Raw genomic sequence first — 22678 nt, 5'->3', positions numbered from 1 at the left:
AAGGAGTGTAGGCAATGGATGTTGTTACCCAGGCAAAACAGGCGATGGACGGCTGGCACCGCGGCCAGACCTCCGCGCAGTACGAAACCGGCGGCCGCGGCCCGGGCCATGTGTCCACGGGGCAGGGCGATCACGGTGGCGTCTCGTATGGCAGCTACCAGTACGCCACCAATGTCGGTGGCGCCGCCGAGTACGTGCGTGCGTCGCGCTACGCCAGCGAGTTCACCGGCCTGCAGCCGGGCACCGCCGCGTTCACCGAGCGCTGGAAGGAAGTCGCCGCCGCGCATCCCGCGGCCTTTGCCCAGGACCAGCACGACTTCATCCAGCACAAGTACTACGACGTCCAGATGGACCGCCTGAAGGCGGTCGGTGTGGACCTGTCCGACCGTGGCCCCGCCGTGCAGGACGCGCTGTGGAGCACCTCGGTGCAGTACCGCGGCATGACCCGTTCGGTGTTTCACAACGGACTCAAGGCGGCCTACGGCGAGGACTTCAATCTTGCCGACCTGACCGACGAACAGATCGTGCGCGCCGCGCAGGACTACAAGCACGACAACGTGCAGCGGCATTTTGAAAGCTCGCCGGCCCTGTGGGACTCGCTGCGCGACCGCGCGCTCAAGGAAGAGACCTCACTGGTGGCGCTGGCGCGGTATGACCAGGTCAACCGTAACCCCGAGGCCTACCAGGGCAAGGACTACCAGCAGGCCTTCGGCGAGCCCGAACCGCGCCAGCAGGGTCGCCGCCAAGGCGGCGCGTCCCCGATGGCCGACGGCATGCTCACCCCGGGTGAGCGCGGTACCGAGGTCGAAGCCCTGCAGAACAAGCTGATCCAGGCCGGTTATACCGGCAAGGACGGCCAGCCGCTGACGGCCGACAAGCACTACGGTCCCAACACCGAACATGCGGTGCGCGAATTCCAGCAGGCCCATGGCCTGACGGTTGACGGCAAGGCCGGGGCCAACACCCTGGGTGCGCTGGCTGCCGCCGCGCGCCAGCACGAGCCGGCGCAATCTGCCGCGCCCGCTGCACCGACCGCACCGACCGCACCGACTGCACCGACTGCACCGACTGCACCGGCCCAAACGGCACCGACACAGACACAGACGCCCTCGACGCAGGCAGCCCCGGCTGCTCCCGCGCGCGACGCCGCCGCCGCCGACCTCACCAGTGGCGAGCGCATCCGGGTGGTGGAACCATTCGGCAACGGCAGCTCCAACCGCACCATCGCGCACGGTACCAGTGGTGAGGACGCCTTCCGCGAGATGAAGATCCACCACCCCAATGCCAACCGCGAAGCCGTGCGGACGGGCAATGCGGCCTTGGCCGACCGTCATTCCGAGATGATCGAGGGTGAGCTGGAAACCGTCCGCAACCGTGGCGACCGCAATGGCATTCCGCTGGTGCACAAGGACCTGATCCTGAGCAACCCGCGCGGTGATCGGGAAATCATGATCCCCGCCCCGGTGGCCGGCTACGCGCAGGTCAACCAGGACAAGTGGAACTCGATCAGCATCTGGAGCCAGCCCGAAGGCCACCCGGATCGCGAACTGGTCGGCCAGGTGCTGCACGGCGCACGCGGCACCACGCCGTACAAGACCGGCGACTACGTGGAATACGGCGCGCCGCTGATCCGCCAGTCCGACGCGGGCACGCCAGGCGCGGTGCATGCGCATATCGAGCTGGAGCCGGAGCAGTACCGCAAGTACCTGGGTGACATGCTCAATGATCGCCTTACCCTGGTCCCGAACACGCACACCCGCTCACAGCCGGGCCAGCCCGCGCAGAACGCAATGGCCGATGGCGTGATGGTGCACGGCGAACGCGGCGACGCGGTCAAGGGCATGCAGACCAAGCTGGCGGCGCTGGGCTACCAGGGCGCGGACGGCAATCCGCTGTCGACCACCGGCTACTTCGGTGACGACACCCGTGCCGCGGTGACCAAGTTCCAGCGCGACCATGGCCTGAAGGACGACGGCAAGGCCGGCGAGAAGACCCTGGGCCAGCTGGATGCGAGCATCGAAGCCAAGCGCAGTGCGCCGGCACACGCCGAGCCCACGATGCGTGACGCATCGCATCCCGACCACGCGCGCTTCGGCCAGGCACAGGAAAAGCTGAACGCCATGGAGCAGCAGCGCACGCAGGCGGGCATGCAGCCGTTGTTTGCCGACGCCGAGCAGCTCGACCGCGCCGCCGGCCAGCTGGTGGTGGCCACCAAGGCATCGGGCATGCAGCAGATTGACACGGTGGTTGCCCGCCTCGACGGCTCCGGTGTCTTCGCCGTACAGGGCAACGTGGGCGACCCGGCCGCCAAGCGCGCCTGCGTCGAGCACAGCCAGGCCATCTCGCAGACGGTGGAAAGCAGCACCCGCCAGGCCGACGACCTCAACACCCAGTCGCAGAACCAGAACCAGCACCAGGAACGCGAGCAGAACCGCGCACGCGGGATGTAAGCGATGGCATGCCGGTGGCGGTGCACGAAGGTGCTCGCCACCGGCGATTCGGTCATACCTCAGCGGTGCGGGTGATGGCGGGCCTGCTTCACGCTGCCGCGTTGTACTCGAAGGCGTGTTCCGAACCGCGCAGCAGGTAGATTTCCCAACCCAGCATGGCCAGGCCAACGGTCCGAGGAATGGGTTTTTCGCCGCTGCGGTAATAGGCCAGCATCCGCCGGCTGACATCCAGCGCGGCCGCAGCCGCATCCAAGGTCATCGCGTGATGGGCCATCCACACCAGCAGTTGCTGGTGCGAGAACTCTCCCGACTGTTCAATTGCCATGGCGCGCAGGTTGTCGCTCGCCAAGGCCAAGTCGTCATCGCCTGCGAAGACAACACCGCGATTCCACTCATCGGGTTCCACCTGTGCGAACACGTCAGGGTCGCGCAATTTGGCCAGTGTCGGATGCTTGTTGATTACCTCGCCCAGGTCGAGCTCGAACGCCTGGTCATCGGCATAGCGCAGCGCCAATCGCGTAGGGCCAATGGCCATCACCGCAGTCAGCAAGAAGTGCTTGTGGTTCATGGATTGGTCTGCGGGGTACATGGTGACGGTGCAGTTGGGCAGTCTGACGAGCGTCGGCGTGGAGTGATGCTAGTGCAACCATTGCACCGGTGCAACCATTGCATCGGCGCGGCGCCTGTCCGAGCCCCGCTCTTGGCGTTCAGCCGATCGGTGTAAACTATTGATCGCGCTGGCAAAGCCAGCCATTCCTGCCTGATTCCAACGCCCATGACCCTGCCTGCCGCCCCCGCAGACCGCTACGCCGCCTCCCTGCGCCTGTCCGTTGCCCCGATGATGGACTGGACGAACTATTTTTAAAGGTGTATTGGAATCAATCACTTACTGAGATGGATAGGTTTCATGTAGCACTTTCGGTGCTTTGCATGATCCATGCCGCTCCAAAACGGCGTGTGCGGATTGTCCGATGAAGCAGGGGCAGCGTACGGAAGCAGCCCACTTGGTGACAATGCAGGTGCAGGGACTCGTGGCCGGCAGGGGTGTTATGAGCGAATACGATGCCAGCGACATTGGGCGAATAGACTGGCAGCCTTCTAGGTGGGAGCTCTTGTTGGCTCGGCCTGTGAAGTCTTGGAGCGTGGAAGACTGGTCGTATGCCGTAGTCCGGACGGACGATTGCCATGAAAGCCGGGCGCAAGCCATGGATATCCTCCGGAGAGCATTTCCGGAGCTGGGAAGCCAGGTCACGCATGTCCTAGACGTCTGGGAAGCTGGCTATGGCCCCAAGGACTGGAAGCGCTCGGGAGAGTGATTGACTGGATAAGGGCACCTTCGCGTCCATCAACGGAAAGCGTAGGATGCGACCAGGCCCCGGATTGGCCGGGGTGACCAAGGAGATGGTGATGAGCTACCCAGCAGATGCGTTTGTGCGGGTGACAGATGGGCAAGCGCCAGATGGCGCACTGGTGTACGTGAGGGACGTTTGGGCCCTGATTACTCACCTTCCTGGCTCCCAAGGTCGAGTCGACAAAACCTTGATTCTGACTGGCCCTGAAGCGGGTGCGATCTATGGAAGGTTCTCTGACACAGGGCTTGCCACAGCACCAGGTGTCAACGTTGAGGTCAGAGTTCTGCCCGAAAACCGCATCGTAAACGGTAGTCACACCACGCATTCCGCAGTCGTCATCTCCCCGCAAGGCGGTTACCATTTTTGGGGGCACATCCAAGGCTCTGTAGCTCATCGCTACGGATTCTCACCCGACGGGTCTCCTGTTGCAGAAGCAGAGCACGAACTGGCGCCCTTCGTGATGTTCAAGAAGTTCGAGGTATGGCTGTCGCGGGGCGGACAGTTGCTGAGCGACAAGCCCCTCTTCATAGTTGGATAGCCGGTGCCTAACTGACGCTTAGGCCAGCGAGGCGGTAGCTCAGCACAGCCTCGCCCTAATTCTCCAGCGGCGGGCGCGAAACGTCCCGGCCAGGATCGGTGCGTTTCTCTGCGCGTGTAGGAGGACGAGATCTCGCACTCGATTCAAGGTGCTCGAAGCCTATCGTGGAGCGACAGCATCGATTCAGGCGTTTCTAAAAGTCTTCCACGCCCGTTCGGCGTATCTGAGGGGGCATCGGGTCTGCAACGGCGCCTGGAGAAGGCGGGCCAAGTAGTGCGATGCGCCCCGCTCTAAGGTCACGGGAGAAGATAGTCCTTGAGTCGCAACTGGTGATCTTCCCAGATTGACCGCAGCTTCTGTTGAGCGGAACTGACGGCCTGTCTAGATATGCCAAGCTCCCTGGCAATGTCAGACTGCGAGCGACCATCTCGGAGAAGCACCCAGACTCGCTCCTTAAGGCTCGGATCCTTGCGAGCGTTAGGCGACCTTACACCGGAGTGAACACGGTCGTAAGCCAAGCGTCGAAGCATGTGCTCGTCCGGGTGCGGCAACCCGGGCAACTCAAAAGCGTAAGCGGACGCCGAAAAGTTGCAGACAGCATCGAGCTCTTGCAGGAAGGCAGCTTTGTATCGCAAGTCAGTTCGATATCGGGACTTCGGATTGCTAGGGTCATGGACGTCGCAGAAGCGCGCGCTCTTCAGGCCGCTGCTCAGCAGGTGCGGGGATTCGGTAGTAGCCACCCATCGCATACTGGGACGCCAGCAAAGTTCACAGCACATCTCGCTTCCGGGCGCTTGATCCGGCACCCGACCCAACACGGCATGGCTTCTGTGACTGGGGCGAAGGCGCTTCAGTAAATGCAAGATCTCGCGCATCAGATCGAGTGAACTGCTGAAGGAGGTTGACGCTGGCGGTGCGATGCCCTTGGCATCGTCACAGGAATGGATAGCCAAGCGCAGGCACTGGATCCAACGCTCCATGGCGTGTATCGCCTCGTCTGCCGGTGACGTGTCCGGCGCATGAGAACTTGGAGCGCATAGATGACGCACAGAAGGATACGTCGCCAGTCGCGCCAATACGGAAGCGCCAGGCTGACGCCAACCGGTAGACGGGCGGAACCCTTCGAGAAGCTCCGAGTCCCAAGGCCCCGAGTAGGCGAGGGCTGCAGCAAATGGTTGATCCAAATGGAGCTTGATCAAAGCCCACACCGAGTATCGTCGCGACGTCAGCGTGTGCGATGCCGAAAGCGCGTTCGCAAGCTCAGACGCGCCTGACCTGAGCGCTGCAGGGCAGTTCTCATAGGTCGCGACCGATTGGTGGATGCGAGCGCTGATCGATTTCATGTCAACCTATTCTGACATAAATGAGAGCCCATAAAAGCGCGTTAGTGACCTATCGTCGCGTCAGGTAACAACAAGTCATTGGAAGCAATGTGAGCACCCGAGCGCTGTTGGTGGACCTCTATGGTCCTCTGCTGACCTACGAACAGCTGGCCAAGATCCTCGACAGGACGGCGGCGAGCTTGCGGACCAATCTGAGCAGGCGCGATAGCGCTTCAGGTCAGATGCTGGCTTCAGCCAGGATCCGCGTAGGTCGGCGTGTCTACTTCCGCACGGAGCGGATCGGCGAGCTTCTTGATGGACAGCAGGAACGGTACACAGGAGCGCGCGCATGAACACCGTCTTCCTGCTCATGGCGGAGTACGAGACCGCACAGATTCCTCTGGAGAGGGTATGCCCGATGTTCGGGTTGACTCCGCCAGAGGCAGCGAAGCGAGCCGCGAGAGCAGGATTGCCTGTCCCAGCCTATCGCCTGGCAAGCCAGAAATCGCCCTGGCTTGTGGATGTGCATGCCTTGGCCTCATATCTGGATCAGAAGAAGGCGCTGGCCGAAGAGGAATGGCGGCGTGTTCGTGGTGCTGTGAGCCCGTTGCGGGAGCACAGGGCGGCGTGATGAGCTCGCACCGCCACTTGAAGCGTTCCGGCATCGCGATCGTATGTCCCTCGGGGCAGTAGGTCTCCGAACCCGTCAAATCCCTCATGCAGATGGAAATCACCCCGTGGCCCTAGCCGCGGAGATTTCGCATGCCCGCCGTACGGTGATGACGTCGCCAGAAAATCTTGCAGGTCACGGAGGACCGGAGGTGGTTCGGCACAAGCGCGTGCGCTGGAACAAGCCCAGTGGCGCCCGCCGTCCCGGCGTAATCGACGCCACGCGCGCCGAGCTTGTCCGATGCTTGGAGCACAGGCGCGGTTCGATCTGGACACGCATCAAGGACCAAGCGCACGTCGCTGGCTATACCATCGAGCGCTCGCGAAATCGCGTGCGCGCCTTCCGCTCAGATGGCGCTGAGTCACTACTGGCCATGATCGTCGCGCTGCTGTACATGACAGACGTGCGAACTGGCTTCATCGGTAAGCCACGAGTCGGCGGCGGGCGCTGGCAGCGCTATACGCTGCGCGACATGGCCCAGCTGGCCTACGGCTCCCAGGGAAAAGGCGACGTGCGCCGCGCCAGTCGCGCGATATCAGTCATGGTCAGCCTTGGTTGGGCCTACCCCACCAAGCAGGTTCGCCGGCACACCGGCGACGCCAGCTTCCGCAGCGACGCAGGAATTCGCCGCCTGAACCTCAAGCGGATCTGCGACATGACGGGCACGACCTGGCTACTGCAGCGTGACCGACGCCATGCCGATCAGAAGCACGGCACCAATACCGCCATGATTGAGGAAACCAAGGCGAAGCTGCAGGCGCGTCATCAAGGACTGCAGAACAACCGGGCACAGATCGAGAGGCTTGAAGCCGAGTTGAGGCTCGGCCGACCTCAAGCCGCTGCAGGGCCGCCCACTGCGGCAGGCAGAGGAAATTCCACGACCCTGCTACGCGACTTCTTCGGCTCCGCCTTCGACTGACTATAGACGGCGCGGGCAGCTATTGGCTCCGCACCGAAATAGCAGAGAATCAGCCTTGTGCGCTAGTTCAAGAAGGCGCACATCAAGCGCCCACCGGCGATCTATACCCAACTGAGGACTTCCTCTCACCCTAATCCAGGAGCTATCCACAAAGTCTGTGGGGGCGACTGTGGATAGCTTTTAGATAAGTTGCCCTATTTGTCCTTCTTAGTTGGTAGTCCATTCAATCAACCTACGGTTGAAAGCACAGTAAGCACAAAGAACAAACACCGTCTCCTTTTTGGAAGTCGTACAGAGCTCAATCTGACCGTGAGGCGCTGCACGGAATCGAACGAGGCGGCCGCTTCATCCCGCCTCAAACTGGCACTCGCGTGCGCTCAAGCTAGGAAGCAGGCGTTGGCGTAACAGGCGAACATCTCCGCCAGCGAGGTACGTGGTGTGCAAATTTGCGGCCGCCGCAAAATTGGTCAGACAGAGTTCAACGAAAGCAGCAGCGAGAGCGCGATACGATGCAGACATCGAACCCCATTGATAGTAAATTGGAGTCGTTGGGGAAATCAGGTTCAGGAAGGCAGCCGGCCGGCGTCGCGATCAACATCACCGAGCCGTCGGCGATCGCGTTCTCGATGTAGAACAGCAAGCACATCAGCCAGGCAAAAGAGGCTGATGGCCGTTTAGACGTAGATCCCCGTTAAGCTTTGCTTCCAGACTCGCCGCTGCGGGTTTTCCACTAGCAAACCCGCGAATTAGCGGGCGCTCTTGAGCCGACAAGTCACGTCGAAGAGCCACCCGCCATACAGGTCGGCCCGGTGGCTTCACATGCCAATCTTCCACCGCTCAGGAGCCAAGCCATGCGCGACACCGATTTGGAAATGCTAGATGCAGAGTTCAGCGTAATTCTCACAGACCCACAGACAATCTCGCTTCTGCAGCAGTACAGCCAGTACGTCAGCCAGGTTGAAAGCGTCAATGGCTCGCTCGATGAGTTTGCTGAAGGGCTTGTGATTGGTTGCCTCGATGAGAATCCTGCGTTCCGCCAGTGGTGCCGCGCCTCCCGCCACTAACAGCTTCACTGTCTCGCGCAACATCTAGCAAGAATAGCGGGCACGATGCTCGTTGACGTTTAACCTCCGCCTTCATGGTTGGGGCCTTCCAATAGCATGCCTGGGATTTTGGGTGCGCTCTTGAGCCGACAGATCACGTCGAAGATCCGCCCGCCAAGTAGGCCGGGCCGATGACCTCACGTGCAATTTTGTCGTCCTTCAGGAGCAGCGCCATGCGCAACACCGATGCAAGAATCATCGACGCTGAGTTCCGCGTCATTCCCACTTCGCCACCTGATACTTTGAAGTTGCAGCACCGCCGCACGCAGGGCCGCGTTGGCTGCGTCCTCGTAACTCTTGCCGCCGCAGCCGCAATCGCCGGCGTCGCGTCGGGCCACTTGGTCGGGGGCTTCATTGCGAGCCTGTCGTTGGCCGGTGTTGCAGCCATGCTGACCGAGAATCAGAAGTCCCTAGGGCTCGCGTCGCTTGCCCTGGCGGTGCTCCTGGCGACCAACGGTTGCAGCAAAGAGCCGAAGCCACGGAGCCCGGCCCATGCAGACCGCGCGCAAGCTGAAACGCAGGCAAGCATTCGCGAGGCGACCACCTACCGAGATCCGCGGGCAGGCTTCAGACCTAAGCCAGTAGTCGTTGGGCGTAGCCCGGAGCTGGATGAGGAGAAAAGCGATGTACGCCACTGACCAGTCGGCAATCCAGCTGGTCCAGCTCGGCGTGTGGCTCCTGCAGGCTTGGATGGCAGTAGTCGTCGCATGCGTAATCGCGCTGTGTTTGCTGTTTCATCGGCACGGATCGTCAGCTGAAACTCAGTCGCCACGCGCCGTAAAGGCGTTGCGGACAGTGCTGCGATTCTGCGGGGAACGCCTCTTGTTCCGCAACGTCCGCCGGCATTTTCCTGCGCTGCACGACACCATCTTTGTCGGAGAAATTCATCGCCAGGGAACGCACCTCGACAAGGCTAAGCCATGGCTGATCGTGGCTGCATTGTTGGTGACCATGATCCTGCTAACGCCTGATGCCCAGGCGCAAGCAGGACCGATGGGCGACAACATGCTTGATGACACGACTGCGTTCTATGTCACGCAATCTCAGCAGATGGCAGCGGTTCTCAAACCGCTCGCAAGGCAGCTTTACGGCTCCTTGGCCATCATCAGCTTTGCGCTGTTCTGGATTCGCGCTTCGCTGAACGGGAACGACGCTCCGTCTCTGATCGGGAAGTTCGCTCTAGAGATTCTCAAAGCAGGATTCTTCCTGTGGCTAATCGATGTTGGCCCGGACTACCTGATGCAGTTCATGCGCTACTTCACTGACGCAGGCTCCAAGATCGGACAGGCCGGACAGCTCTCACCGTCGGGAATCGTCGTGCTTGGCTTCGATACCTGCTTTCGGACGTTCGACGCGATTGGCCGAATGGGGTGGGGCGACACAGCCGCCTTCGGCCTGCCCCTAGCCTTATGTGGTATCGCGATCCTTGTTTGCTTTGCCATGGTGGCAATCTTGCTGATGATCCGGTTGATCGAAATGCACATGGTCATCTATGGCGGAATTCTTCTCCTGGGCTTTGGCGGAATTTCGTTCACACGCGATATCCCAAGGAACTACCTGTCCTATGCCATCAGCTGCGGAGCGCAGCTGTTCATGGTCTATGTGCTGGTGGGCTTGGGGATGCAGCTGGCGGATAGCTGGCCTGAGAGTCTCTCAACCGACACCACGCCAGACGCGATCTTGAGGCAGGTCCTGCAGCTGTTCGTGGCTGCCCTGGTGTTTGCCTCGCTCGCATGGTCAATCCCGAAAGCTGCTGCAAGCCTGATTAGTGGCTCCGTCAGCATGGGTGCCTCCGACGCCTTCGCGCCGGCCGGTGCTGCCGCAACAGGCGCCGCCGCAGGTGCTGCCGTTGCTACCGGTGGGGCGTCCACGCTTGCGGCTGCAACCAAGGGCGCCGTGCAAGCGACGACCGCTGGCACCGCACTCGCGGCGCAGCACGGCGCCTCAGGCGCATCTGCAGCTCTGAAGGGACTTGGGCATGCGACCAATGCCACTGCAAAAGAAGCAGGAAGCGCACTGAAGGCGATGGCCGGTCTTGCTCCGCCATCTCCTAATGCCACCGACCAGCGGGGGCGCACGGTGGGCAGCTTGGGAACTCGTGCAGCCAACAGCCTGCTCCAGGAAACACAGGCTGCCAAGGAGGCTCAGGCCGGTGCCCCCACGTCGCTGACAGGTCAGGAAGGCGGCGAGATAGGAAGCGCTGGCTCTCCCCCTGTGCGTCAAGGCTCTCCCGTCGTCCCTGGCGGAGGGGGGAGCGGGTCTCCAACGCCGGTAGCGGGCAATGGGTTCGACGGAAGGGCGACCCGCAATGGCTCCGGGCACCGTCTCACCCCGCCGACCTTACCCCCCGACACCGCACCGAGCAGCTCCGTTTCTATCCGCATCGATACCGAAGAATGAGGACACATATCATGAAGCTCTGTAAGAACATCGCGCTCGCCATTGCAGTTGGATTCGCCGGCCTAGCCACCACTCACATGCCAGCGGCGTCCGCGCAGTGGGTGGTGGTCGATCCAACCAACTACGTCGCCAATTTCATGACTCAGCTACGGGCGGTGCAGTCAAACCTCAACGAATCACAGCAGATCCAGCACCAGCTGGAACAGCTGAAGTACCAGGCCCGGAACACGAGTTCGCTGGTGAACGGGAATTGGGAACAAGGTTCAGACACCATTGGCCGCCTAGCCAACGTACTTCAGACCGGAAATTCCTTGGCGGTGTCTGGCAAAGATTACGCTCGGCAGTTTCAATCAATGTTCCCTGGCTACAAGGCCGAGAAAGACTTCAGCGGAAGCTATGACAGGTGGAGTACGACCACGCGAGACAGCGTGTTGGGTGCGATGAAAGTGGCTAACCTGCAGGCGACAGGGTACAAGGACGAGCAGCAGGCTTTGCATGCATTGAAGCAGGCGGCAGGGTCCACCGGTGGCCAAAAAGAGGCCTTGGATGCGGCCAATCAAATCGCATTGGCTCAGGTGACTCAGATGCAGAGTTTGCGGGAATTGATGGTTGCCCAAATGCAAGCCGAAGGCACCTACATGGCTGCGCAAACGCAGGCGACCCGAGCTCGCGAAGAATCGATTCGCGACGCTACCCGGTACCGCAACACGCGCTCGGACTTCAAGCCCAAGCCAATCAAGATCGGAAACTGAACTATCCGCGCGGCCCGTTTGTAGCGGGCCGCTTTACCATCGCCTTGCAGGCGATAGGCATAAGGCGGAACCGAGGACGGTGAAGGGACTACGAGCGCAGTCGGTGACCTGTGTGCCCTCATCCCCACGTTTGGAAGGCTTGGGTATCCACGACAGGATGAGCATCTGTTCGCGGCGTTGATCGAGTGGAGGATGACACCGAATGGGTCTGGCAACATCCTCGCCGGCGTCATCAACGCCGTGAAAGTCGGCCCCGACCTCGCGCTAGGTTCCCAAATGGGTGAGGTGAGTCACTTCCGTCTAGTCGACCTGGAAGCCCCCAGAGCTGCAAGCGTACAGACTCCGGTGGGCCGCTTCCCATATTTGCGGCCGCCGCAAATTTTGGCTCTCTGTTGGGTGCTGCCGGACAAGGGAGCTGTGCCATTCGGCCTCTCCAAATTTGCGGCCGCCGCAAATTTTGGCTCTCTGTTGGGTGCTGCCGGACAATGGAGCTGTGCCATTCGGCCTGGCCAAATTTGCGGCCGCCGCAAATTTGGGCTCTCTGCTCGATGCTGCCAAGCAATGGAGCCGTGCCATCTGGCCTCTCCAAATTTGCGGCCGCCGCAAATTTGGACGCTGAGCCCGGAGCTACCTAGCCTTCGACGCATGCGGTTTCGCCTTTCCAAGATGCGGTCGCCACGTATTTGAGGATTTCCTTCGTCGCTACCCGGCAATCGAGTTGTGAGATCCATTGCTCCCAAGTGTGCCGCCGCCGGAATCTTGATCGCGCGGGCGGCTTCCTTGCAGCCGCAGACCAGCCACGCGCATTCGATGAATCTTTGGCTCAGCGGCAGATAGCTCTGAGAGGCAGATCAGGATCGACAAGTAACCGTGGCCAACGAGAGAGGTGCAGTCGAGACGGGCGCTCCCCTCGCCAGGTCGCGCACAAAGGGGGCTAATCGCGCGGAGGACTACAGTGACCGCACGTTGGAGGCTGCGCGTGAGCGAGCATTGCGTACAAAATGCCAACCAACTGGACACCCGTAACCAGACCAACTGGACAGCGGCGCCAAATGAACTGGACAGCAGCGCCAGACTGAACGCCGCAGCCGGACTGAACAGTTCGAGCGTTTGACCCTCTCGGGTATTTGGACGCGATGGTGTGAGTCATTGCCTCTGACGATCTTGCGAGTTCGCCGTAGCTGCCCATGGCATTACGGGTTAGCGGCCATTTGTCGGCTTTGACCCATTGCAGAGGCCATCTCGTTCTCTCTACCGCCGATCGGCGCGCGCGCCCGCAAGCTGGGCAAACTAGTGCAGGCGTTGATACTGCTGAGTATGCGGTTGCTGGGCCAGGTGCCTTGATCCTCAGCGGAACACGGATTGGGTGCTTGGCAGGCAAGAGAGAGTTCGGGAAGTGGATTACCATCAGTAGGCCGAGTTAACCTGTCGGGGCACCCAGAGCCAGCCCCCTTATGGACAAGACCCAATACATGGAATCGACACTCACAAATCAGCCTCGGAAAGGCGAGTTCTTCAAGCTGCGGCCGGACGCCACTCGTGGGGGTAAGGGCCATGGTGTGGTCTTTGAGAACGAAGACGCCTTACTTACCCCCCCCAGACTCATTCTGTTGCCCAAGACCGGTGGCTTCCCACCGCTGCGCGAAACCCCGCGCTTGGTCTATCACCCTCGCGAAGGTGTACTTCCCCAGGATCTGGAAGGCGGGATGAGTGGCTATTGGCTGGTCTCCGAGCGCCTGCGTCAGGTGATGGAAGCGGTTGACCCCGATGCGTTCGTTTTCGCCGATACCGACTATCGCTTGGCCGACGGTTCAAAGGGGCCCACCTACTACCTCTGCGATGTGGTGCGTACGTTGGACGCCTTGGATGAGGATGCCTCCCAGCTCAACATCGTGATTAGTGACGATTATGAGGCAGGCAAGTACTACCTTCTTACAGGTGACGTCCGGTTGGCCTTTAAGCAACAGGTGCTGGGTTCCGCCCACGTGTTCAGGGTTCCTTTCAATGGGGGGGTCTTCTGCGACCGCAGATTCAAGGATGCCGTAGAGGCTGCCGGCATCGTCACGCCCAGGAAATCCAACGGGCTCTGGTTTGAAGACGTTGTGAACTGCTGAGCCGGCAGCATCAGCGACAGGGAAGGAACCTGACCATGCCCAACTACCGTACGCACCTCCAGGATCACCATGCGATCGAGCAGCAGACACTGAGGACCAGCCCACTGCTTGCCAGGCTGCAGAAGGCGGGAACGTTCGACATCCACGCCGCAGAGAACCGCCTGTTCCTACCCGCCGACCCTCGGCTTGCGCATGCTATAGGCGTCACTCCCCACAGCGGTGGCCCGCTTCGCGCGTATCAAGAGGGTATGTTGGATCGCTTGGATGCGCTGCAGGAATCCCGCGATGGGCAGGCCGCCTTGGAGGGTGATCCGTCAGCGATAGATCGGATTACCAAGCGCGTGGAGCAGCTTCGCGACACTGTCAAGGTGGGACTGGTCAATGGCGACCTGAACACCAACACCCCCTTGGGCCAAACCCCAGCAGCGACTACCCAAAGGGTCCGGTACTTCTTCGACAATATCCCCACCTACTTCCAGGCCCACGCTCAGCAGATTGAGGCCTTGAAGGGCTTCCATGGCGTGGACCATGGCTGGGGTGCCATCGTGCATACCGAATCGCGCATTGTGACCATGCTCAACAAGATCGACGTGGACAGCACGCCGATGATCCGTGGCGGCGACGTCCCGCTGCAACGCAGTGGGCTGTCACTTGCAATCGCCAATGCCCACCACGACGGTCGGGTGGTCCTGTCCGAACCGGGCATTCGCCGCGTCGAGCTGGTATTGGGCGAGGAGTCCGGCTATCGGATCCGCGTTCCTCCCAGCCAGCAGGGTGCGGTGTCGCTCCAACTGCTGATGGGCGAAGCGTCGGCCCGAACCCTTGTCCGCTCGGGCGGCCTGCTGGCCACTGGCGCCGATGCCATCTTGACGGCTCACCGCACTGCCGAACTGCTGGAACAAGGCAATACCGCCGCTGCGCAGTCGGAGTTCAACCACGCTGTCGCGCGAAATGTCGGCGGATGGGGTGGCGGTGCCGCCATGTCCTTGGCGCTGGGCGGCAGCGGGTTTGTGCCCGCAGCCGTAGTAGCCGCCGATGCCCTGTTGTTGAGCAAGGCATTCGAGAAGGGTGCCGACCTGATGGACAATCGTGCCGTCTACCACCAGACCGACACGTCGGGCGTGAAGTGGGAGTTCAGCGGCCAACGCTGGGAACGCCAGGCGTCCTTTGACCTCACGGCGGATGGGCTTAGGAACCCAACCCGTGAACGTGTGACAGCCAGTTATGAGAAGTCACAGGAATTGGGCGCCATGGCCAGCGCAGTGGCGGTGGGTCTGGCACTCGGCAAGGTCCCGCCGCCGCAGGATCCTTTCACGATTCCTGCCCAGGCCAGCGATCAGCGCGGGCTGGACAACCAGGACTGGCACCGCAATGCAGATACGTCAGCGTGGGAGCGCCAGGTAAAAACCGGCGTGTCCGGTGCCAACGATCGAGGCACCTATGAGACCCAGACTGCAACACCCGTGCGCGCCCAGCAACTCAACCAGGAGGCGCTGGGCCGCATCGAGACGAATATCGCCACCGGGCGGGAGGCAATTGCGGCAGCGTACCTGGAGAACCATGCCGCACAGCGGGCGCAGCATCACGGTGTAGGCGTTCCGGCAGCAGTGTTGTCAGCTCAGGGCAGGCCCGATGCCGTGCTTGGCTCAGACAAGCAGCTCTACCGGCGCGATGAAGCCGGGCAGTGGTCCGGGCGGGACGGGCTCGCCAGCGGGAACCTGGCGATGGAGCTGGAACTAACCAGCCAGATGCGCCAACCCTCGCTGGAACGCTCACAACACGAGCTGGCGGCCATTGAAGCGCTTCCTGCGCCCAGTGCTGCCCAAGTCGAGAAGAACGAACTGCTGCACCGCTACCGCAGTGCAGGCATCGACCTGAACGTGAACCCATACACCCAGCAGGCCATCGGGCTGGCGGTGCAACGGACGCGGGAGGCCAACGGCATCACCGGCCACACGATGCAGCAGCTCAAGCCCGATGGAATGGACACGCGTGGTTACGACAGTCCGATTGTTCACTACCAGGCTGGGCCCGACAGGATTGTCCGCCAGGTCGCAGTGACCAGCAGCGAAGAGCTGCAGCAGGCGTTGAAGGAGGTCCAGGCACGGAGACCGGACTCCCCTGCTCCGGATCTGCCGCAAAGGCGCGTACACGTTCCGCAGATAGATGAGTCCCAAGCGGCGCAACCAGCAATCGAGGTGCGGTCGCATGGCGAACATCTGGCACCCTACGCAGCGCGGCCAGTACCGACTGTCGACGGTTCAGCCCAGCCTGCTGCGCACCGCGCACCTGAGCCGATTACACCCATGCAGGCCGGTCATCCCGACCATGCGCTTTACCAGCAGATACGTGAGCATGTAACAGCGCTGGATGCCAAGCACGGGCGCAGCTTCGATGGCACCAGCGAGCGGATGACAGCCAGCCTGCTGGTGCTGGCAAAGGGCAACGGGCTGGACCGTGTTGACCATGTGTTGTTGAGCAATGCCACCCCTGAGAAGAGCGCGGCGCACCATGTGTTCGTTGTACAGGGCGAGCCTAGCAACCCCGCGCACCAGCGTGCGCATATGCCCACCGAGCAGGCCGCACAGACGCCGGTTGAAGCGTCGCTGCAGCAGTTCGAGGTGGTGAGCCAGGAACAGCAGCAGCGGATTCAGGCGCAGCAGCTGGAGCAGCAACTGCAGAATGAGCGCGAGCAGCAGGGGCAGGCGCGCGGCATGAGCATGGGCTGAGATCCGGGGACGGGCGTGTTGGTTCCGGCTTTGGTTAAAGTCCCGCGCGGCCCAAACCGCACTCAGGCACGGGCCGCGCCCATGCGCTCGGCCACTTCATGGGGCCGGTCCCATTGGGAGGTGGTGTCCAGTATGGTGCCGCTGTCCAGTTCATTTGGTGGCACCGTCCAGTTTGTTTGGTGCCAGTGTCCAGTTCATTTGGCGACGGTGTCCAATTGCTTGGCTGTATGTACATTGCGACCGCCTCGGCAGTTTCCCGCCCGCAGGGCGGCGCGGATCGAGGTTGCCTGGCTCAGGCCGTGATTCTTGTCCCTGCTATTCGACTTTCCTCTGTCCCTCATGAATTGCAGCTACCGCAGCCTTCGGCTCCACCTATGCAACTCGCCCGCCCTGAGGTTTGCGGACGTCGCAGCTTCCCAGCTGGCTCTGTCGTTTTGTCCCGGCTCAGATCGCCGTATCGTGGGTGGCCGAGTGGAGGTGGGGCATACGAGCGAAGAGCGACACCATCAACCAAAGCGAAAGATAGTGGAACATAAAGGGTGGGATGCGAGGGACCGCATTTGGCGCGTTAACGTATTGATACTATTACAAAAGTACCGCATCCCACTGAGCCGGTTCCGCATCCCATTTGCATCCCAAGCTCAGACGCCGTCGGGCATCCCAAATTTGCGGCCGCCGCAAATTTACTGCCCCCGGAGTCGGAAGGGCACGTACGCTTTTCACCGGAGTCGCGCGTCCTGCGCGCCGCATGGCTCCCGGGTGGGCTGCATGGCATTTGCGGCTTGAGTAGCTGGGTTCCGAGGCATAGCGCCGGATAGGCCCGACGGACTAACGTAAGAAGGGTTCCGTCCCTATCAGACCGGAGGGCTAACGCACCGCGACCCACCATCCAAACTCTTGCCCCCCCCCTTGGGTATGAGTGTGATGCAGGGGCGCGATCGACCAGCACTGAGATGCGCTCGTCCAGGCAGCCGCAAAGCGATGTCGTGTGCAGGCCATAAGCGCAATACTTGAGCGCACAGATGACGTCTGTGGCACGTGCTGACGGCGGCGGCGGCGGGGCGCGCAGCGCCAAGGTTAAGACTGTACAATCAGTGCAGAGGAGCACCCATGGCATTCGTTACCCCACTTAGATACCCAGGCGGAAAGGGGCGACTAGGCCACTGGCTTGGGGAGGTAATTTCGCACAACGACTTGCGAGATGGATGCTACGTTGAGCCCTATGCAGGAGGGGCTGGAGCCGCAGCCTTCCTTCTCAAGGAGAAGCTCGTTGAGCGCATCCACATTAACGACTTGGACCCTCTTATATTCGCGTTCTGGCGCGCAGTCTTTAATCAGACTAAAAGTCTAGCGAGCATGGTGCTTTGTGCCGAGGTGACTCTTGCAGCTAGGGAGAGGGCCAAAGAGACGGTTCGTAACGCAGCTTGTGCATCACAGATTGAGTTGGCATTTGCCACCTTCATGCTCAATAGAACCAGCCGATCTGGAATTCTTAGTGGCGGCCCGATAGGCGGGCGTAAGCAAGATGGAAAGTACAAGGTGGATGCTCGTTTCAATGCTGAAGGACTCGCTAGCCGTATCGAGGCCCTTGGTGCTCTACGCAAACGCGTCACGGTTACGAACTGCGATGCCTCGGACCTACTTGGGTCGATCTCCAAGGTAAAGGGCAATTTTGTATATTGCGACCCTCCCTATTACGAGAAAGGGCACCAGCTTTACAAGAGTCACTATAGTTCCGCCGACCATGCTGGCGTCGCATCGTTAATGCTGGATATGAAATGCCCGTGGCTCGTTACATACGATGATCGTCCAGAGATCTCTGAGCTGTATGTCGGCGCCAGCTGCCTACGATTCGGGTTGCATTACTCGACGCATCTAATGCGTCCCAAGGCTCAAGAGCTGATGTTCTACGGCAACCTCAATCTGCCGCGGGCGCCGTATCTTCATCGTTAGCTGGGTCGGCTTTGGCTTTCTCAAAGAGATCCATCTGGATGGCATTGTTCGCGAGCTTGAAGCGCACCCTCAGCTCCGCGCCTGATCGGCTAACTTCAGCCTCAAGCCGCATTGGATGACTCTCGCCTGACAGGGTCTGGAGATCAAAAACGCCCCGAGAGAATCGGTAGTCCTGCTGAACAATGGGGAAGGCGAAGGTCACGATTCGCTCCTCTTGGGGCCCTTGCGTACGGCGATCTACATTGATTGCTCGGATCGTCGTCGGCAAGGTGGGTATTACGGAGGGTTCCAGCGGCGGAAAGCGCTCCGTTGAATTGCCCAGGAGCGCTCCGGCCATAGGGGGAGCGAGGCTCGTCTCCCTCAGTACGATGCCCTGTGAAAACCCGCCTCTCTTTTCGGCCTTCGCCTGTCGAATGCGCTCAATTTCGCTTCGCTTTACGCCAAGCGTATCTTCGATTGCTTTGACTACCTCGAGGACGTCCGCCAGTTCCTCGGAAATGGCTTCCAGGCTCTTGGCATCCACGACCTCGAGTGACTCTTCCACGAGCTTCTGCCGAAGCCCCTGAAGGAGTACATCACCCTCCACTCTCGCAACATCCGTGCGCTCGCCTCGCGAGGCAATTAGGTCGGGAATTTTGTCCCTGACGATCTTGTTGAACTCTAGGCGTTCGTCAGTTGTCGCAAAGTCGTCCACACAAACGACGTCGCAATTATGGCGGCGTAGCGTGTAGTACACATGCGACAAAACTCCACCGCGCAACTCCACCACGTAGCCTCGGTTTTTGGCCAAAACGGCGAGCCTGTCGATGAATCCACGGTCTCTGACAATCTCGCTGGACTCTGGCTTCACCGCTACGCGCTTGTAGTTGGCGGCACCATTGGCGTCAGCTTCTAGGGTCTGGAGGTCCAATGCATTGGCGACCGTAAAGGTCGAGCCGATTCTCTCAGTCTTGCCGAGTGGTCTCTCGGCAGGAAGCTCTACGTTCCAGACGTCGTGCCACCAAGGGAGTACTGAATCGCTAGACGATCCAGCCAGACCTACAAACCACATCACAACGGCCGGCGACCCCTCATTCTCAGCGATCAGCCGAGTGGTATTAGCAATCTCCTTGAGCGCCTCGTCTGAGGCGATGCTTGGGCTCCAATCAGCAGGTGGCGCAACTTTGTGGACGATCCATGATCCAGCGTGGTCGGGCGCGATGAACTGGTCTTTGTACCTAATTCGGCGAGATATGCCTTGAATTCCGGCTAGGTCCCCCTTGTCCGCGCCAACTCTCGCGACGTCAACGTCGAAGACATCGTGAGAGTAGTAATAGATCCCCTCCGGAATTCCCCACAAGGATTCAATCCTTACCCGCCGCTTTTCAGGTTCTGCGAGTGCCCATGCGGAAGCCACGGCCGGCAAGAAGTGATGGCCAATGAGTGCGAGCTCGGAAGCTTCGCATGGGATCTCTGCGAGAGCCTCCGATAGCGCACTCCTTAACCATTCGGTTGCCTTTGGCTCGTCGCGCAGCTCGTCGCTGCGTGGAAGCATTTCTCTCTTCTCGTTAGGGATACTTTTCCCGTCAGTCCTCAGAATCAGCGGCCCTTTCGTCAGCATGACGAGATCGGCTCGCAGCGATCCTGGAATGTCAGCGCCGTTCTGGATTGAATCAAGCAGATGGTGGTCATCAAGAACGTAGAACGGAGGCAATTCGTAGCCTAGTTGTACATACAAAGATGCGTTCTTCAGCTTGCGATACGCCTCGAAGTCGGACGGAGTGGCTCTTCGAAAGTGAACAAGGCCTTGGAGCGCGTTAGAGTCGAATGCGGCGGGCAGCTTGACGAGTTCCTTTGGTTTCACCCCGTCTGCGTCTAGAGCATCTTCACACTGAACCACCCAAAGCTGTCCGCCATCCCACACCCACTCCATATGGAGGCGTCTCGGGCCCGCCCAGGCGGCTACTTCGCGAAGAGTGCGAAAGATCTGCGCGCGGAGGGTGCAGTGCAAGCTTGAGCCCCGGCCCCCGGTGCTACGCCAGTTCCGAACCGCCACAGGATGAGATTCAGCTTCATGTCCTTGCGATGGTTCGATCTCTGCAAGCCAGTCGCGAGCGACACGCGACACCCTGCGCTCGTTTGAGAGGTGGCCCTTGGCTCGCGTCGGGACACGTCGCTGGACCAGAGCGTGAATGCTCTGCCTCGAAGCCCCTTCTATGTCAGCCATCTTTGCTCGCATTTCTGAGAGGATGCGGGGCACTTCTCGCAGCGTTGATTGACTACTTATCAGGGAGCCACGCTGTTCAATGCCCTCCAAGCTGCCGCTTGAGCGGACGTAGACGGGCTCATCAAGCTGCATGCCGGCAAGCGCAGCGGCTTTGGCAAGTGTCTCGCTACTCAGTTGAGCGTCGGCAGCGATACAAAAGAAGTCGGGAACCCAGCTCTGAGGAACCCCTAGCAACCCGTGCGCCTTCGCTCCGACCTGCTCGCTAGTCAGTTCGGTTGCGCGCTTGCGTTCTACACCATCAGCCGTGATGCAGACGATTTCCGTTCGATAAGTGAATTCCATGCGGAGCTCTACTGCTTGCGCGGCTTCTTGAGAGGATGCCCAAACAAGGTTTCGGCGACCTCCTGCATCTTCCTAGAAGCGCTGTCGGCGAAGTATCCAACAATGAAGCCGAGTGCGACAAATGATGACCCGGACGCGGACTGGTTGGTCGCGAAGCCGAACAATCCGGCGTCAGTGAGCGCGCCAATCGCGAGGGCCAGGCCGGACGAAAGGATTGGTGACGTGTATCTCCAAAGGGCCCGATCTTCATTCCAGTAACCGCGAGCGACGACCTTGTACAGATACTTGAGCGCGAACAACGCGCCACCGAGCAGGCCGGAGAACGCCAAATACAGATAACGCCTCAACGTAAGTGGGTCGCACATGACGCAACCCGAAGATGCGTACGCGGCTAGCAGGCCGTGCCATGCAATAAAAAGGCCTGCAATCGAGGCGAATACAACGGCAACCGTGTAGTACGTTTCTCGGCGTATCTGTCCCTGTGCTCGCGGAGATGGATAGCGAGTCTCCCAAGCAAGAAACTTGCGCTCGTCATCATTGAGAATCTCATCTTCCGGACCAGGCGCCACCGACTGATCTTTGGCGCGCTGGACCTTGGCGCTGATCCTCTGGGCGGGCAGCGGCTTGCGCGTGCGCAGCACAGCGCGATGAAGGCTCAATCGTGTCCGGATGCCCGCCCTCCGTGGCGAGCGCACTCAGGCGACCTCTTGGTAGGGTTCAGTAAGGCCATGCATAACGTGGGCGCTTCGCAATGACTGGGCAGTGCAAGGGTCCTCGCGGTAGTTGTGCGATCCCGTTTTGCCCACTGCCTTAGCGAGTACTTGGCGGAAAAACTGCGAACGTCCCTGGCTAAGCAATGCTAGCTTCCCCGTGGACTCTCTCCCGCGGAACTCATTGGCCACGAAAAGGTATTCGCTACCAAGGCTCGCGTTAGGTAGGTCGCTACACTTGACGGTCTTCCATTCGAGGCTGACATCAAATTGCGCTGCAAGACTCTCAAGATCACCAGCAAAGGGAACGACATGCAGATGCGCGTGCGCAGTTCCGCAACTCGTGTCGGAGTCTTCAGATGTAGTGCCATGTTCAAAGACGCATGACGGCCCGAACTTTGCTTCGACAAGGGAGATCACTCCGCGCGTGAACGCCACAAAGTCATCCCGATCGTAATCCACAGTAAGGTTCAACCTGTGGCTGCGAGGTACGATTAGGGACCACCCTGGGATGAAACCTCCCACGGAAGTGATGGCAGCGTAGTGCGCGCTAGTCAGCCAAGGAGTATCGAGCGCATTCGTCTGGGCGCCCAGCGCTCCACTGACTATGCCGCAGAAGCGGCATCCGCCACTGCTGAGCAGGCTGTTCGACATTTCTTTCTCCAAGTGCAGCCTTAAGAATAGCCCCTTATAGAGGGTCGTCAATGGCTCGCATCCGCCTGGGTCACTTAAGCCCTATCCACGGTAGCTGCGGTCACCGACCGTTTGCCGCTAGCGTAACAGATATTCCTGAGGGTGGGCTTGCAAGAGCATGGGGCGAGACTGGTCAGATGAGGCCAACATCAACAGCTCGGAAGGGGGGGGGGTGTCAATGGCCTTAGTATTCATCCACTTAGGGGAAGGGCCGGCGGCAAAGGCGGCTCCGGCCTTGTCGTGGGGATCGGCTCCTGTCTTCGGGCGTATGTACTGCTGGTGTACGGCGCAATCGTGTTCACATCCGTCCGTTCCACTTGGCGGCCGCATCAGCTAGTAGCAATCTTCTCCAAGATTCAGCGCTCCGGAACATCTTCGGGCCGGAGATGCGTATAGCGCTTCAATGTTGCCCAAGACTCATGAAG

At 60.5% G+C, this 22678-nt stretch carries 16 protein-coding genes; 12 read left to right on the top strand and 4 right to left on the bottom strand.

Translation table 11 applies throughout. The features are described 5' to 3' along the window. The first annotated feature begins 14 nt into the window (after positions 1–14). Positions 15–2450 (top strand): peptidoglycan-binding protein, encoded by a 2436-nt coding sequence (locus tag ACREPD_RS14250; RefSeq protein WP_431599924.1) that lies wholly within the window; start codon positions 15–17, stop codon positions 2448–2450. An 88-nt stretch (positions 2451–2538) separates the two neighbouring features. Here the strand turns inward: ACREPD_RS14250 and ACREPD_RS14245 are convergent, their stop codons facing one another. Continuing rightward, positions 2539–3018 (bottom strand): DUF2442 domain-containing protein, encoded by a 480-nt coding sequence (locus ACREPD_RS14245; RefSeq protein WP_431599923.1) that lies wholly within the window; start codon positions 3016–3018, stop codon positions 2539–2541. Between the two features lie 821 nt (positions 3019–3839). Here ACREPD_RS14245 and ACREPD_RS14240 point away from each other — a divergent pair. The 4 genes from ACREPD_RS14240 (at position 3840) to ACREPD_RS14225 (ending at position 7251) form a co-directional block, all read left to right on the top strand. Continuing rightward, positions 3840–4340, top strand: coding sequence for a hypothetical protein (locus ACREPD_RS14240; RefSeq protein ID WP_431599922.1), 501 nt, complete (start codon positions 3840–3842; stop codon positions 4338–4340). A 1432-nt stretch (positions 4341–5772) separates the two neighbouring features. After that, positions 5773–6015 carry a DNA-binding protein gene (locus ACREPD_RS14235; RefSeq protein WP_431599921.1) on the top strand — a complete coding sequence of 81 codons (243 nt, stop codon included), beginning with the start codon at positions 5773–5775 and terminating at the stop codon, positions 6013–6015. Beyond that, positions 6012–6293, top strand: coding sequence for a pyocin activator PrtN family protein (locus tag ACREPD_RS14230; RefSeq protein WP_431599920.1), 282 nt, complete (start codon positions 6012–6014; stop codon positions 6291–6293). The genes ACREPD_RS14235 and ACREPD_RS14230 overlap by 4 nt, the downstream gene beginning before the upstream one ends. Positions 6294–6441: 148 nt before the next feature. Next, positions 6442–7251 (top strand): hypothetical protein, encoded by an 810-nt coding sequence (locus tag ACREPD_RS14225; protein WP_431599927.1) that lies wholly within the window; start codon positions 6442–6444, stop codon positions 7249–7251. A gap of 478 nt (positions 7252–7729) precedes the next feature. Here ACREPD_RS14225 and ACREPD_RS14220 read toward each other — a convergent pair whose 3' ends face one another. Beyond that, complete coding sequence (locus tag ACREPD_RS14220) at positions 7730–7891, bottom strand: hypothetical protein (RefSeq protein ID WP_431599919.1); 162 nt, start codon at positions 7889–7891, stop codon at positions 7730–7732. A 211-nt stretch (positions 7892–8102) separates the two neighbouring features. Between ACREPD_RS14220 and ACREPD_RS14215 the strand changes: the two genes are divergently transcribed. The 7 genes from ACREPD_RS14215 (at position 8103) to ACREPD_RS14185 (ending at position 18302) form a co-directional block, all read left to right on the top strand. After that, positions 8103–8315: a hypothetical protein gene (locus ACREPD_RS14215; protein ID WP_431599918.1), complete on the top strand. Its 213-nt coding sequence runs from the start codon at positions 8103–8105 to the stop codon at positions 8313–8315. 212 nt (positions 8316–8527) lie between these two features. Beyond that, positions 8528–8992: a hypothetical protein gene (locus ACREPD_RS14210; protein WP_431599917.1), complete on the top strand. Its 465-nt coding sequence runs from the start codon at positions 8528–8530 to the stop codon at positions 8990–8992. Further along, entirely contained in the window at positions 8979–10754 is a 1776-nt protein-coding gene (gene trbL, locus ACREPD_RS14205) for a P-type conjugative transfer protein TrbL (protein WP_431599916.1), read from the top strand. Before ACREPD_RS14210 ends, trbL begins: the two co-directional genes overlap by 14 nt. Positions 10755–10765: 11 nt before the next feature. Further along, positions 10766–11506, top strand: coding sequence for a P-type conjugative transfer protein TrbJ (trbJ, locus tag ACREPD_RS14200; protein ID WP_431599915.1), 741 nt, complete (start codon positions 10766–10768; stop codon positions 11504–11506). 1454 nt (positions 11507–12960) lie between these two features. Then, entirely contained in the window at positions 12961–13620 is a 660-nt protein-coding gene (locus ACREPD_RS14195) for a DUF1629 domain-containing protein (RefSeq protein WP_431599914.1), read from the top strand. Between the two features lie 35 nt (positions 13621–13655). Further along, complete coding sequence (locus tag ACREPD_RS14190) at positions 13656–16349, top strand: XVIPCD domain-containing protein (RefSeq protein WP_431599913.1); 2694 nt, start codon at positions 13656–13658, stop codon at positions 16347–16349. Between the two features lie 1110 nt (positions 16350–17459). Continuing rightward, positions 17460–18302: a DNA adenine methylase gene (locus ACREPD_RS14185; RefSeq protein ID WP_431599912.1), complete on the top strand. Its 843-nt coding sequence runs from the start codon at positions 17460–17462 to the stop codon at positions 18300–18302. On the opposite strand, the gene ACREPD_RS14180 is transcribed toward ACREPD_RS14185, so the two are convergent. Together ACREPD_RS14180 and ACREPD_RS14175 are read right to left on the bottom strand one after the other, a co-directional pair. Then, on the bottom strand, positions 18268–20850 hold the full coding sequence (locus ACREPD_RS14180) for a hypothetical protein (RefSeq protein ID WP_431599911.1): 2583 nt from the start codon (positions 20848–20850) through the stop codon (positions 18268–18270). The two genes, ACREPD_RS14185 and ACREPD_RS14180, sit on opposite strands and share 35 nt — an antisense overlap. Positions 20851–20858: 8 nt before the next feature. After that, on the bottom strand, positions 20859–21491 hold the full coding sequence (locus ACREPD_RS14175; RefSeq protein WP_431599910.1) for a hypothetical protein: 633 nt from the start codon (positions 21489–21491) through the stop codon (positions 20859–20861). Positions 21492–22678: the final 1187 nt, after the last annotated feature.

This window comes from Stenotrophomonas sp. (assembly GCF_050737075.1).
Lineage (GTDB): Bacteria > Pseudomonadota > Gammaproteobacteria > Xanthomonadales > Xanthomonadaceae > Stenotrophomonas.
The sequence above is the reverse complement of the archived record's forward strand: the minus strand, read 5'-3'. Positions and strand labels throughout refer to the sequence as shown.

What these genes read in the sequence shown, in the direction of transcription:
- ACREPD_RS14250 (WP_431599924.1), top strand. Translation starts at nt 15, where the DNA reads ATGGATGTTGTTACCCAGGCAAAACAGGCGATGGACGGCTGGCACCGC.
- ACREPD_RS14245 (WP_431599923.1), bottom strand. Translation starts at nt 3,018, where the DNA reads ATGAACCACAAGCACTTCTTGCTGACTGCGGTGATGGCCATTGGCCCT.
- ACREPD_RS14230 (WP_431599920.1), top strand. Translation starts at nt 6,012, where the DNA reads ATGAACACCGTCTTCCTGCTCATGGCGGAGTACGAGACCGCACAGATT.
- ACREPD_RS14225 (WP_431599927.1), top strand. Translation starts at nt 6,442, where the DNA reads ATGACGTCGCCAGAAAATCTTGCAGGTCACGGAGGACCGGAGGTGGTT.
- ACREPD_RS14215 (WP_431599918.1), top strand. Translation starts at nt 8,103, where the DNA reads ATGCGCGACACCGATTTGGAAATGCTAGATGCAGAGTTCAGCGTAATT.
- ACREPD_RS14210 (WP_431599917.1), top strand. Translation starts at nt 8,528, where the DNA reads ATGCGCAACACCGATGCAAGAATCATCGACGCTGAGTTCCGCGTCATT.
- trbL (WP_431599916.1), top strand. Translation starts at nt 8,979, where the DNA reads ATGTACGCCACTGACCAGTCGGCAATCCAGCTGGTCCAGCTCGGCGTG.
- trbJ (WP_431599915.1), top strand. Translation starts at nt 10,766, where the DNA reads ATGAAGCTCTGTAAGAACATCGCGCTCGCCATTGCAGTTGGATTCGCC.
- ACREPD_RS14195 (WP_431599914.1), top strand. Translation starts at nt 12,961, where the DNA reads ATGGACAAGACCCAATACATGGAATCGACACTCACAAATCAGCCTCGG.
- ACREPD_RS14190 (WP_431599913.1), top strand. Translation starts at nt 13,656, where the DNA reads ATGCCCAACTACCGTACGCACCTCCAGGATCACCATGCGATCGAGCAG.
- ACREPD_RS14185 (WP_431599912.1), top strand. Translation starts at nt 17,460, where the DNA reads ATGGCATTCGTTACCCCACTTAGATACCCAGGCGGAAAGGGGCGACTA.
- ACREPD_RS14180 (WP_431599911.1), bottom strand. Translation starts at nt 20,850, where the DNA reads ATGGAATTCACTTATCGAACGGAAATCGTCTGCATCACGGCTGATGGT.